The sequence below is a fragment of the Rhodococcus sp. G-MC3 genome (genome assembly GCF_030063335.1).
Taxonomy (GTDB): domain Bacteria; phylum Actinomycetota; class Actinomycetes; order Mycobacteriales; family Mycobacteriaceae; genus Rhodococcoides.
Genome location: NZ_JASISW010000007.1, coordinates 57,914 through 69,988 on the forward strand (window position 1 = coordinate 57,914; position 12,075 = coordinate 69,988).

Annotated in this window: 11 protein-coding genes; 6 read left to right on the forward strand and 5 right to left on the reverse strand. The window is 60.1% G+C overall.

What is annotated here, in order from left to right:
* The first annotated feature begins 3 nt into the window (after window positions 1–3).
* The 6 genes from yidC to QMK17_RS09510 all read left to right on the forward strand — a co-directional run bounded on the left by yidC (window position 4) and on the right by QMK17_RS09510 (window position 7,576).
* Window positions 4–1,095, forward strand: coding sequence for a membrane protein insertase YidC (yidC, locus tag QMK17_RS09485; protein WP_283508543.1), 1,092 nt, complete (start codon window positions 4–6; stop codon window positions 1,093–1,095).
* A 23-nt stretch (window positions 1,096–1,118) separates the two neighbouring features.
* A complete protein-coding gene (locus QMK17_RS09490; RefSeq protein WP_283508545.1) occupies window positions 1,119–1,772 on the forward strand; it encodes a R3H domain-containing nucleic acid-binding protein in 654 nt (217 codons plus the stop codon).
* Between the two features lie 2,141 nt (window positions 1,773–3,913).
* Window positions 3,914–4,549: a 16S rRNA (guanine(527)-N(7))-methyltransferase RsmG gene (gene rsmG, locus QMK17_RS09495; RefSeq protein WP_283508871.1), complete on the forward strand. Its 636-nt coding sequence runs from the start codon at window positions 3,914–3,916 to the stop codon at window positions 4,547–4,549.
* A 56-nt stretch (window positions 4,550–4,605) separates the two neighbouring features.
* Window positions 4,606–5,625, forward strand: coding sequence for a ParA family protein (locus tag QMK17_RS09500; protein WP_283508546.1), 1,020 nt, complete (start codon window positions 4,606–4,608; stop codon window positions 5,623–5,625).
* Window positions 5,622–6,656 (forward strand): ParB/RepB/Spo0J family partition protein, encoded by a 1,035-nt coding sequence (locus tag QMK17_RS09505; RefSeq protein WP_283508548.1) that lies wholly within the window; start codon window positions 5,622–5,624, stop codon window positions 6,654–6,656. The genes QMK17_RS09500 and QMK17_RS09505 overlap by 4 nt, the downstream gene beginning before the upstream one ends.
* Window positions 6,657–6,889: 233 nt before the next feature.
* The gene (locus QMK17_RS09510) at window positions 6,890–7,576 is read left to right on the forward strand and encodes a GNAT family N-acetyltransferase (RefSeq protein WP_283508550.1); all 687 of its coding nucleotides are present in this window, start codon (window positions 6,890–6,892) and stop codon (window positions 7,574–7,576) included.
* Window positions 7,577–7,604: 28 nt separating this feature from the next.
* On the opposite strand, the gene QMK17_RS09515 is transcribed toward QMK17_RS09510, so the two are convergent.
* From QMK17_RS09515 to sigM, 5 genes are all read right to left on the reverse strand, one after another.
* Complete coding sequence (locus QMK17_RS09515) at window positions 7,605–8,801, reverse strand: N-acetylmuramoyl-L-alanine amidase (protein WP_283508551.1); 1,197 nt, start codon at window positions 8,799–8,801, stop codon at window positions 7,605–7,607.
* Between the two features lie 205 nt (window positions 8,802–9,006).
* Window positions 9,007–9,339, reverse strand: a complete 333-nt coding sequence (gene trxA, locus QMK17_RS09520; RefSeq protein ID WP_283508553.1) for a thioredoxin — start codon at window positions 9,337–9,339, stop codon at window positions 9,007–9,009.
* A 56-nt stretch (window positions 9,340–9,395) separates the two neighbouring features.
* Window positions 9,396–10,385, reverse strand: coding sequence for a thioredoxin-disulfide reductase (gene trxB / locus QMK17_RS09525; protein ID WP_283508555.1), 990 nt, complete (start codon window positions 10,383–10,385; stop codon window positions 9,396–9,398).
* A gap of 142 nt (window positions 10,386–10,527) precedes the next feature.
* Complete coding sequence (locus tag QMK17_RS09530; RefSeq protein ID WP_283508557.1) at window positions 10,528–11,403, reverse strand: hypothetical protein; 876 nt, start codon at window positions 11,401–11,403, stop codon at window positions 10,528–10,530.
* 52 nt (window positions 11,404–11,455) lie between these two features.
* Entirely contained in the window at window positions 11,456–12,049 is a 594-nt protein-coding gene (gene sigM / locus QMK17_RS09535; protein ID WP_283508558.1) for an RNA polymerase sigma factor SigM, read from the reverse strand.
* Between the last annotated feature and the right edge of the window lie 26 nt (window positions 12,050–12,075).

Sequence of the window (12,075 nt, forward strand, 5' to 3'; positions counted from 1 at the left end):
GCCGTGCTCGATTTCATTTACTATCCGGTCTCCTGGATTCTCTGGGTGTGGCACAAGGCGTTCGGCTTCGTGCTGGGTTCCGACAACGGGTTTGCGTGGGCGTTGTCGGTGGTGTTCCTTGTGTTCACACTGCGACTGATTCTGTACAAGCCCTTCGTCAAGCAGGTGCGCACCACCCGTCAGATGCAAGAGCTGCAGCCGCAGATCAAGGCTCTCCAGAAGAAGTACGGCAAAGACAAACAGCGTTTGGCCGTCGAGATGCAGAAGCTCCAGAAGGAGCACGGATTCAACCCGATAATGGGTTGCCTCCCGGTCCTTGCACAGGCGCCGGTGTTCATCGGTCTGTTCCATGTGCTGCGGTCGTTCAACCGTACCGGCACCGGTATCGGCCAGCTCGGCCTCGATCCTGCGGTCAACCGAACGCTTCCGAACTACGCGTTCGACGTCGCGGATGTGAACTCGTTCCTCGACGCTCGGTTGTTCGGCGCTCCGATTTCAGCCTGGATCACCATGCCGAACGCTCAGCTCGATGCATTCGCCAACCCTGCGCTAGGTCTGGGTATCCCGTCCCTGTGGACCATCGTCGCTGTGTCTGTTCCACTGATGATCATCGCCAGCGTTGCAACGCACTTCAACTCGCGTGCCTCCGTCGCACGGCAGAGCGAAGCAGCTGCAGCCAATCCACAGTCGGCGATCATGAACAAGCTCGCGCTGTACGTGTTTCCGCTGGGTGTGCTCGTCGGTGGTCCGTTCCTTCCTATCGCCATCTTGCTGTACTGGGTGAGCAACAACATGTGGACCTATGCGCAGCAGCACATCGTGTTCGGGAAGATCGACAAAGAGGAAGCGGCGAAGAAGACGGTCGCTCTCGAGAAGCGCACCGAGAACGCACCGAAGCCAGGGGTGAAGCCAAGCGCCAAGCCCAAGCCGGGTGCTCGCCCGAAGCTGTCGAAGACCATATCGACTGATCCGGTGGTCGACTCCTCGATCGAGAGCACCGACTCGGCGGCGACCTCGTCGACTGGGGCGAGCACGCCGAAATCGAAGCCTCGGCAGCCGGTCACCCGAAGCAAGTCCAAGCGCAAGAATCGCTGAAGCGGAAAGACCGAGGATCGATGATGTCTTCAGATACAGATCAGCTAGCCAACACGGACAATGCAGTGAATTCCGGGGACGGAGCGAGTGAAGTCGTGGCAGTCGACACGGAGAAGTCCGTTGATACGAAGAAGTCGGAAAAGGTGTTGACCGACGGGAGTTCCGACGAAGCGGTTTCCGCAGATCTCGCGAAATCGGACGACGACGAGGATTCCGAGGACTATCTGGTCGAAGAGGGTGAGATTGCGGGCGACTACCTGGAGCAGCTTCTCGACGTGCTCGACTTCGACGGAGACATCGACCTGGATGTGGAAGGCGATCGCGCTGTCGTCAGCATCGACGGAGGTTCGGATTTGACGAAGCTCGTGGGGCGTAAGGGCGAGGTTCTCGATGCCCTTCAGGAACTCACTCGGCTGGCGGTACAGCAGTCCACCGGCGAGCGGAGCAAGCTTATGTTGGACGTCTCCGGGTGGCGCGCCAATCGCCGGACGGAGTTGGGGACCCTCGGCATCGAGGCTGCACGTCGAGTTCTCGAAAGTGGCGAGCGCGAGGAACTGAGTCCGATGACCCCCTTCGAGCGCAAAATCGTGCACGACGCGGTGGCGCGGATCGACGGCGTTGAAAGCGAAAGTACCGGGGTCGAGCCGGCCCGTCGTGTGGTAGTAATCAAGTCCTGAGCAACACTGCACAAGCCCCCCAGCTTTCGCTGGGGGGCTTTTGTGCATTTCGGCAGCCGATAAATTGCAGAGATGTAATTCAGATTTTCGGTGTTCGCCGTGAAACCTGCACATCGGGACGAAACGTCACTGTGACGGCAGCGTGCTGTGGAAGCGGTGCTGTTTCACGTGAAACTTTGGCTTCGAATGTGGATCTATATAACCTTCGATGTGTGCCTTCGACTCGATGCTCGACCGTAGTGGTCAGAATTATCGAGTTTCACGTGAAACAAGGATGATGCGAAGTCTCGGGCAATGGAGCGGTTGGGGTGATGCGATCAGTTGGCATTGATCGCGATACCTCTCGTATCGGGCTTGGCTGAAGCCGACGAAGTGTGGCCGACCAGTGTGTCGAGTTCCGCATCGATCCGCCATGGGTTCTCGAGCCTCTGACTCTCTGGGTCCAGCTCGGTTGGTTCTTCCGGTCGCCCGAATCGCCGCGTTTATTCCCCACACTCTGATCACCAACGCCGCGTCGATCTGACGGCGAATAGCTGACCCGGACATCCTCTGGCTCCCTGATTGCGACGGATTGGGTTCTCGGGGCGCCGCCCTGGACGAATATGTCGCGTGTGGGGAGCGATGTGAGCGCCGGTGGCGGACGCCCATGCATCGGATCTCCTGTCGCGCATGCGTTGAGGTACCGAACGATGCGGCCTGTTCAGGGCTTGGTGCTGACTGGGGTTTCTCTCCCGTCTCGAGAGATCCTAGGAAGTTGTGATGCTCCGCCGGAACTGGTCTGACGGGAGGGTGGTGCGTAGCGCGTTTCACGTGAAACAAGAACACTGTGGAGTCTTCGACAATCGTGCCGACAGCGAGGTCCGATCGATAGTGAGGCTTGCCGGAACATGCGGATCTTTCCGATCATCGACGCGCGCTAGCTGCGTCCGATGCTGCGCGAATTGGTGGCGCCGTGAGAGATCGTCGGGATCCGACGACTCTTCAGGATCGATAACCTGAGTCGGGATCGTTCTCCAGACCAGACCAGACCCGTGCGTGGCGTGAGGCGGGTCGTCTGGTTGCTTGGTGCGTCTCCCCTCCCCTACCTGAGAAATCATCGACGTGCCCTTTTCGGGAGCGCTGCCGCACGCCTACATGCACATCATTCTCTCGGTACTCAGAGGAAGATTGGTTGGATACAAGTGGCAGGGATGTGAGCGTGTGGCCCTGGGCGAGAGTACTGCGGTTGAGTCCGCTCCGGCATTGTCGGTCTCAACCAGACGTGGACGCGTTGTGCTCGTCTCCCTTCCGAGTGGTGGCGGGATCTCGGTGCGCGGGAGAGATGGCGGCCGATCGCATGTTTCACGTGAACTGAGTGGCCGGCCGCACTGCCAGGGTTCGAATCTGCGTGGCCCGCAGGAAGAGGACTCGGCGCGCGGAGGTCAACTTCTGTTTGCCGTCCGTCACGGTTGCGCGCTGGACCTACGCGCGGCCAGTGACTGTGCGCGACGCTGGCCCCCAATTGGAGGGTCAGATTCCTGGGTCTTCAACCCGAACTCCGTGCTGCTGGATATTCGTTTCCGGTGGAATCCGAACAATGAGTCGCCTGCTTGCCGAGTTGATTCGGAGGGCGGTGGGCAATGAGTGGCGGGCACGAGGATATGGAACGACAGGGAAAAACTGCCGTGTGCACCACGAAGTGCTGTCGATGAGAAAGTGGGTGGGTGGTGCGGTCGCTGTTTCACGTGAAACCACCAGGTTCCGTACTGGCGGTTTCAGGACACCACGCTCGTATGTTTCACGTGGAACGTGTGAGCTGCGGATCGGCTCGCCAGCAAGTGGATAGTAGGGCCGATGGGTTGCGAGCGAAGATCATCTCGCTCTTGACACTGGATCGTATAGCGCTGAAGTACGTGTCCTCTGTCGATGATGCGGCTCCTCCAGGAACGGATCTCGAACGGCCGTATCTGGTGTCCGCGGACTTGACTAGGTGAGGTACCGAAAACTGATGCTGGGCCGGAATGCCTGTTTCACGTGAAACAGGCTCACCAAGCGAACAACACTGTGATCTTGCTGCCGCTGGGCGCCAAGAGTTTGGCTAATACCGCTGGACGCGGGAAGATGACAGTGTGGAACCAGATGCGTTGGACGACGGTCGATTGATGGATATCGCGGAGCGTGTGTTCGGCGCACGCCTCGATCTGGCCATTCGATATCACGAGTCCTTGGCGACGGTCGGCGTCGAACGCGGGTTGATCGGCCCACGAGAGATTCCTCGGTTGTGGGAGCGACATCTACTCAATTGCGCGGTGATCGGTGAACTGATCGACGAGGGCGAGAGTGTCGTTGATGTCGGCAGTGGGGCTGGGTTGCCTGGCATCCCGCTGGCAATTGCGCGACCTGATCTCCGGGTGACTCTTGTCGAGCCGCTTCTTCGTCGAACCGTTTACTTGGCTGAATTCATTGAGGCCCATAGTTTGGACGTTCTGGTCGTTCGAGGGCGCGCCGAGCAGCCGGGTGTGAAGAAGGAAGCCGGCGGTGCGGACGTCGTCACGTCCCGCGCCGTAGCACCGCTCGAGAAGCTGGCGAAGTGGTCGCTACCACTGATCCATGAGCGCGGGAGGATGCTTGCCCTCAAGGGATCCAGTGCCGAAAGTGAAATCGATCGCGATCGGGCTTCCCTTACTCGCATGGGTGCTGGCAAGCTAGAGGTTGTGACGTGTGGTGTCGGAATCGTGCCGACGCCGACCATCGTGGTTCGTGCCGAAAGAGTCCCTCGACGGTTTCCACGTCCCTGACCTTCTTGTAGTCAATTCCCTTTATGTCTAATCCAGTTCCGCATTAAGGAGCACGTATGTCGGGTGGATCCGATCGCACTGTTTCACGTGAAACAGAGTCCGCAACTCAAAAGTCGACGGGTGGCCGTAAGAGCGCTCCGAAGGATACGGCGGGTGGGTCGGGCTTCGTGTACAACGGAATCTCCTCCAACGACACTCCTATCGGTGCTGCCGCTCATCGGGCAAGTCAGGTGCTGCATCCGGGAAGCGTCATGCTGCCCAAGCCGCCGAAACGCCGGATGTTGACGATCGCCAACCAGAAGGGCGGCGTTGGTAAGACCACTACCGCGGTAAACCTCGCCGCCGCCCTGGCGATACAGGGATTGACCGTTCTGGTGGTCGATCTCGACCCTCAGGGCAACGCCAGCACGGCGCTGGGCGTCGAGCACCACTCGGGTGTCCCCTCGAGCTACGAGGTGCTCATAGGCGAAGTCACGGCCACGGAGGCCATTCAGCAGAGCCCCCACAACGAGCGGCTGTTCTGCATCCCTGCAACGATCGATCTTGCCGGTGCCGAGATCGAACTGGTGTCGATGGTGGCTCGCGAGGGACGTCTCAAGACAGCGCTGGCGGACCTGGACAAGATGGATGCGGACTTCATCTTGATCGACTGCCCGCCTTCCCTCGGCCTTCTCACCGTCAATGCGTTGGTTGCTGCCACCGAGGTTTTGATTCCGATTCAGTGCGAGTACTACGCGCTCGAGGGTGTCGGCCAGTTGCTACGCAATATCGAACTTGTTCAGTCTCATCTGAATCCCTCGCTACACGTTTCGACCGTCATCCTCACCATGTACGACGGTCGCACCAAGCTCGCGGATCAGGTGGCCGAAGAGGTACGTAAGCACTTCGGTGATGCTGTTCTACGTGCTGTCATTCCTCGTAGCGTGAAGGTATCGGAAGCTCCCGGTTATGGGATGACGGTGCTCGATTACGATCCCGGTTCTCGCGGGGCGATGAGTTACTTGGATGCAGGCAGAGAGTTGGCAGCGCGATCCATGGTCGATACCGAGGGAACGCAGGAGCACAAGGCACGATGAGCCAAACACGTAAGGGCGGTCTGGGACGCGGACTCGCGGCCCTGATCCCCACCGGACCGGACGCAGGCCCCCGACTCGGCAATGCCGCAGCGGACGTTGTCATCGGTAGAGATCCGTCGTCGCGTACCGCAATACCGAAGGTTGCCGGCGGGGAAGAAACCGCATCCGCTCCCACGCCCACTCCCCCGGTTCGTAGCACCGACGAGGATCTCTCTCCCGCTGGCGCTGTTTATCGTGAGATTGCTCCGTCCTTGATTCAGCCCAACCAAAAACAGCCGCGCAGCGTATTCGACGAGGAATCGTTGGCGGAACTGGTGCACTCGATTCGTGAATTCGGTCTGATGCAACCGATCGTCGTTCGGACGATCGAGGGCGGCAAATACGAATTGGTGATGGGCGAACGTCGGTGGCGTGCGAGCCAGGAGGCCGGCCTCGAGTCGATTCCGGCGATCGTTCGCGAGACAGCCGATGACGCGATGTTGCGTGATGCGCTCCTCGAGAACATTCATCGTGTTCAGCTCAACCCGCTCGAGGAGGCAGCTGCATACCAACAGTTGCTCGAAGAATTCGATGTGACTCACGAAGAATTGGCAGCAAAGATTGGGCGGTCGCGTCCGGTCGTGACCAATATGATTCGTCTCCTGAAGCTCCCGATTGCGGTTCAGCGACGCGTTGCTGCGGGTGTTCTGTCCGCCGGCCACGCTCGTGCTCTGCTGTCGCTGGACGCCGGATCCGACGCGCAGGAACACTTGGCGGCGAGAATCGTCGCCGAGGGCCTTTCGGTTCGTGCGACGGAAGAGGCCGTCACGTTGGCAAACCGGAATGACGACATCACTCCCACACCAACCGCTCGACGCAAGCCGATACAGATGCCGGGACTTCAAGACGTCGCTGATCGCCTCTCGGATTCCTTCGATACGCGCGTGACGGTGAGTCTCGGTAAGAAAAAAGGCAAGATTGTCGTCGAGTTCGGGTCGGTCGACGACCTTCAGCGGATCGTCGACATGATGGAAAGTCAGAAGAAAAAGTAGCGCCGATTTTTCAGGTACAAAGACCCGTGACACTTACGTCACTGTGACATAACTGCAGTTATAAGCTGAAGAGTCTTAGGACGGAGGACTGGAAAGTGTTGATGCACAGTAACTTTCGCTCCCCTCGCGGCGAAGTGCGCCAATTCGGAACCGCTCCCCTATTCTTGTCGTGTGTGTGTTGCCATTCGACGAACACGATCGCCGAAATACGGGCATGGAGGCTGAGGTAAGCAGTGTCGACGCTCGTCACCGGAGTCACATTGGACTCTTTCGATCGGCTACCCAGCCACACCAAGAGGTGTAGGTTCTGGGTGCTCGATCCAGCGACCATCCAAGCGGACGGTGAATCGCTCGACCTCGAGTTCGAGAACGAAGCATGGTTGTCGATGATCATGCTCGAGTGGGGATCGTGCGGGCAACTTCTCGAGAGCAAAGGCGACGCCATCGGTTGTGCGTTGTATGCCCCGCCGGGAGCAGTGCCGAGATCCACAAAATTTCCCACATCACCCGTCAGCGCCGATGCTGTTCTGTTGACGACACTGCGTATCGAATCAGAAATCGATCGCGAAGCTCATTCGGCATCGTTGATCCAGGCCGTTGTTGCAGACCTCGTGAATCGAGGGGTTCGGGCGCTCGAGGCGTTCGGTATCCGTCGAACGGCCGAGGACGAGACCGCCGGTCCTCGTGCGACCGCGTCGCTGTCTTGTTCGGACACGACGTGCATGATCGACGCCGACTTTCTGGAGAAGGCCGGGTTCGAGGTTGTTGCACCGCATCACCGGTACCCCCGGCTTCGGCTCGAGCTCGATCGAGATCACGGCTGGAAGGAAGACGTCGAGTCTGCCCTCGAGCGCCTGTTGATCGCTGCCAGTCTGACCATGGTGGACATCGAGCAGAAAGCAACCGTGGGAGCGCGCTGAGAAAGCGAGTCCCGAAGGGCGAATATGCTCAGCCGCGGTCGGCTGCGGCGAGCTCTTCGGCGAGCAGTTCCGCGAACGTGAATGTTCCGGTGGGCTGATCGTCTTGGCCGAGCAGGTACAAACGCTTCACTGCGATGAGGATTGCCTCGGCGATCACATCGCGGGACCGTGGATCGCTCAACACTGCAACGTCGGAAACGTTTGTGAGATAACCGATATCGATCTGGACGGTCGGCATGTTGGTGAGCCGCAACAGATCCCAAGTACGGCCGTGGCTGCGGCAATCGAGCATCGGAGTTCGAGCCACGATTTCACGCTGGATATAACCGGTCAACACCTGCCCGATGAGAGATTCGCTTCCGTGCGAGTTTCCGAAGTGGAAGCTTGCGACGCCGTTGGCCGCGGGACTCGCACTCGAAGCGCACCGAAGAGAAATCATCAGGTCGGCGTTGAACGCATTGGAGGTCTCGGCGCGTTCGGAGACGCTCGGGTTGGTGCCGCGTGCTCTGGAGAGGAACGTCTCCATCCCGGTTGCTGCCATACGGCCCTCGAGTCGACTTGCAACGTCCCACAGAATTTCGGCCTCGGATACCCTTCCGAAGATTCCGTCGACGATGCGCCCGGTGTCGGCGCCGCCGAGGTCTGGGTCGATCACGATGCGCTTGCCCGTCAGCTGTGGACCGGCTTGCCGAACAAGTTCTTCCTCACTGATGGCATGGGGCGAGCCGCCGGTGACGCGTGTACCGAGCAACTCCAGGGATCGCAGAGTTGCGGGGCCGCAGATGCCGTCGGGTGACAAACCGATTTCACGCTGGAAGGACGAGAGTCCCTCGTGCGTTTTGGGTCCGAAGTAGCCGTCGACTCGTTCGCTGTAGAAACCCAGATCCTGGAGTCGAGTCTGCAGAGTAGCGACATCGTCGCCGTAGAGCGGTGCCGAAAGTTGGTAGATCAGTGTCCTGGCGCCGAGACGGTAGGACGCTTCTTTGAGGGACCGATATGTCGCGGGTCCGACAATGCCGTCGACCAGAAGGCCGCGATGCTGCTGGAACCCTCGGACTGCGCCGCCGAGAGCAGCGTCGAAGTCCGAGGTGGGCGCAGTCCAATGTAGGGGGTCGGATTCCCCGTTCGGAACCACTGGTTCCTCGTGCAGGAAACCGAGGGAGATCAGAGTGCTCCGCACCTCCGCGACGGCGGGACCGGAATCGCCGTGACTGAGTCGGTGCATAACTCGTGGACCTCTCGGACGAAGAACGATGTGTGTACCGACTCTAGCCAACGGAAGAAACAAGGTTCCCTCGTTTGGCACAGCTGTCGATTACACAAGTCGATGTGCCGACCCTGTGTCGGCACATCAGACGATTGTCGCAGAAACTGACCGCAGGACCGCAATCCGCGCCGTCAGGCGCAGGCACGGTCCTGCAGCAGTCGGATCACAAAACGCCTTCGAGGTCCTTCAGTAGTGCGGCTTTGCCCTTGGCGCCGACGATCTGCTTCACAGGCTTGCCGCCCTGGAACAGGATCAAGGTCGGGATGGACATCACCTTGAAGTCACGCGCGGCCTGCGGGTTGGCGTCGATGTCGAGCTTGGCGATGGTCAGCTTGTCCGAGTGCTCGGCAGCGATCTCTTCGAGTACGGGCGCGACCATCTTGCACGGGCCACACCAGGTAGCCCAGAAATCCACCAGAACTGGCTTTTCGCTGGTCAGGACGTCGTCGACGAACGACGCATCGGTGATGGTGACGGTCTTTTTGTCATCGGACATCTCGATTGTCTCCTTTGGTGAAGGTGAAGCAGGGTGTGAGTGAAGCAGGGCTGCGATCAGACGGTGAGGGCGTCGACCGGCTGGTCCGCGTGTTCGACCGTGTTGGTGGTGATATCGCCCTGCTCCGCGAGCCAACGTTCGGCGTCGATCGAGGCAGTGCAGCCAGTGCCTGCCGCGGTGATTGCCTGCTGATACGTGTGGTCGACGAGGTCGCCTGCCGCGAAGACACCCTCGATGGACGTTGCCGAGGACGGCGATGCCACCTTGACGTAGCCAGCGTCGTCGAGTTCGACCTGACCCTTGACGAGTTCGTTGCGTGGGTCGTGACCGATGGCCACGAACATGCCGGTGACATCGAGGGTGCTCTTCTCACCTGTGATCGCATTCTCGAGTGTCAGTCCACTGACTGATGTGTCACCCAGCACCTCGAGAACGTTGGTATCGGTGAGGAACGTGATCTTCTCGTTATTCTTGGCTCGCTCGAGCATGATTCGCGACGCGCGGAATTCGCTGCGACGGTGGACGATCGTCACGCTTCGAGCGAAACGAGTGAGGAATGTCGCTTCTTCCATCGCGGAGTCACCGCCGCCGATGACGGCGATGTCCTGGTCGCGGAAGAAGAAGCCGTCACAGGTGGCACAGGCGCTGACGCCTCGTCCGAGGAGCTTCTCCTCTCCGGGGATGCTCAGGTATCGGGCCGCTGCACCCATTGCCAGGATGATCGCGCGTGCCCGGTAGGTCTCACCGTTCGCGGACACGGTCTTGATCTCGCCGCCCAGTTCGAGTTCCTCGACGTCTTCGGTGCGGATGTCGGCACCGAATCGTTTGGCCTGCTCACGCATCTGTTCCATGAGGTCGGGGCCCATGATCCCCTCACGGAAACCGGGGAAATTTTCGACTTCGGTCGTGGTCATCAAGGCACCACCAAACTGCGTGCCTTCGAACAGGACGGGTTCCAGTTCGGCCCGCGCTGCATACACGCCTGCGGTGTACCCCGCCGGCCCCGAGCCGACGATGATGAGATCGTGAACCTTGGGCGTAGTCATGCGGACCTTCCGATCGATGTTTCGATGCTGTGTATATGCCGAGCCGCGCAAAAAGCGAAGCCTCGACGTGTGTGACAACACCAGGGTAGAGGGTGTTGTTCCCGGTGGGTCGGGCTCGGTTGCCTGGACGGGATTTGGTGGATCAGTCGAGTTCCCGGCGCAGCAGCGTGCCGGGATTTCCGACCCCGCAATCCGAGGAGACCGCCAGCAGTGTCATTCCCTGACCCAGAACTTTGTTTCCGATCACCAGCATGACCCCGCGCCTGCCGTCCAGCTCCAAGGGAGAGGACCCGACAACAGTGCTGTTAGTCTCAAATCCATTGGCAGCCAAGCAGTCTCGCAGACTTCCCGCGTCCGTTAGATCATTGCCGCCTCGGCTGGCCATCACGTCGTAGACGACGGAGGCATCGATTTGTTCGGAATCGACGACCAGGGTCGGTGCGTCCTCCGGTGCGTTCTCGGCCAGCACATTCTCAGGCTGTCCGCCCTCGTGACCGGCTCCCTTCGAGGCGAGCACCGCGGTGAGGCCGACAGCCAGTGCAACAGTGACCGATGCGGCGACGCCGGTCGCGACGAACCTGTGAGTCAACCGTCGCCGCGGTGTGAGTTGGACAATGGGACTCGACGAGATCGAGGTGGTGGGCGACGAGCTGGTTGCGGGCATCGCCGTCTCGGCCAGCGCCCGGTCGAGTCGCTCTGCAACCTCGGGTGGGATGAAGTGGCGCGGCTCCGCACTTCGATCACCATCTTCGAATTCGTCGAAGTGTCCAAGTCTCGCGGACACGGCGTCGAGCGCTTCGATGACATACATGGCGTCGCGATCCTGATGCACCGACGCCCAGATCTGTTCGCTGACGGATTCAGAAAACACGCCTGCGTGAAGATCGGCGAGAAGCTCGGGAGAGAACGGAGCGGCGAGAAGCTCGGGAGAGAACGGAGCGGCGGGCAGCGGCGCGGAGTGTTCGTCACCCGGTTGCTCATGTCCGGGTTCTTCCTGACCGGTTCGATACGAGCCCATGCCGCCTCCTGTCTACGTAGTGTCCCTCACATCGTAAGACGCAGCGGGTCGGCTATCGGTTCCCTGCGTCCCGAAGAAATTCGAGAAGACCGGCCAACTTCAGCCGTCCACGTGCGCAGCGGCTCTTGACGGTTCCGGTCGGAACACCGAGAAGACGTCCCGCGTCGGCGACGGAATAGCCCTCCATGTCCACGGCCACAACAGCCGCTCGCTGCTCCGGGGCAAGCATCATCAGGGCATCGTGAACCACCATCGAGGTTTCCACGGTTGACATCGCATCGCGCGGATCCGCCGGTTCCAGCGCGTCACCCTCCGGCAGAGGCGACGACGGCCGCGAGCGATTTCGCCTGATTCGATCTAGGCAGGCGTTGACCACGATTTTGTGCAACCAACTACGTACTGCAGCGTCGGCTCGGAAACTGGCCGCGGTGCGGTGTGCCGACAGCAGTGCTTCCTGTAGCGCATCGGCCGCGTCCTCTGCTGTGTAGCTGGTCCTACGCGCGGTCAGCCACAAATGCGTGTAGTGATTTCGCACGAGCACTGTGAATGCGTGTGGGTCACCTGCGACATGTGCAGCCAACAACTCGACGTCGGAACGATCGTCGAGTAGCCCCCCGAACCCATTGTTGACACCTGACATCCCCATACGAAAACGGCTCCCCCCGTGTTAAC

What these genes read in the sequence shown, in the direction of transcription:
- QMK17_RS09490 (WP_283508545.1), top strand. Translation starts at nt 1,119, where the DNA reads ATGTCTTCAGATACAGATCAGCTAGCCAACACGGACAATGCAGTGAAT.
- rsmG (WP_283508871.1), top strand. Translation starts at nt 3,914, where the DNA reads ATGGATATCGCGGAGCGTGTGTTCGGCGCACGCCTCGATCTGGCCATT.
- QMK17_RS09500 (WP_283508546.1), top strand. Translation starts at nt 4,606, where the DNA reads ATGTCGGGTGGATCCGATCGCACTGTTTCACGTGAAACAGAGTCCGCA.
- QMK17_RS09505 (WP_283508548.1), top strand. Translation starts at nt 5,622, where the DNA reads ATGAGCCAAACACGTAAGGGCGGTCTGGGACGCGGACTCGCGGCCCTG.
- QMK17_RS09515 (WP_283508551.1), bottom strand. Translation starts at nt 8,801, where the DNA reads ATGCACCGACTCAGTCACGGCGATTCCGGTCCCGCCGTCGCGGAGGTG.
- trxA (WP_283508553.1), bottom strand. Translation starts at nt 9,339, where the DNA reads ATGTCCGATGACAAAAAGACCGTCACCATCACCGATGCGTCGTTCGTC.
- trxB (WP_283508555.1), bottom strand. Translation starts at nt 10,385, where the DNA reads ATGACTACGCCCAAGGTTCACGATCTCATCATCGTCGGCTCGGGGCCG.
- QMK17_RS09530 (WP_283508557.1), bottom strand. Translation starts at nt 11,403, where the DNA reads ATGGGCTCGTATCGAACCGGTCAGGAAGAACCCGGACATGAGCAACCG.
- sigM (WP_283508558.1), bottom strand. Translation starts at nt 12,049, where the DNA reads ATGGGGATGTCAGGTGTCAACAATGGGTTCGGGGGGCTACTCGACGAT.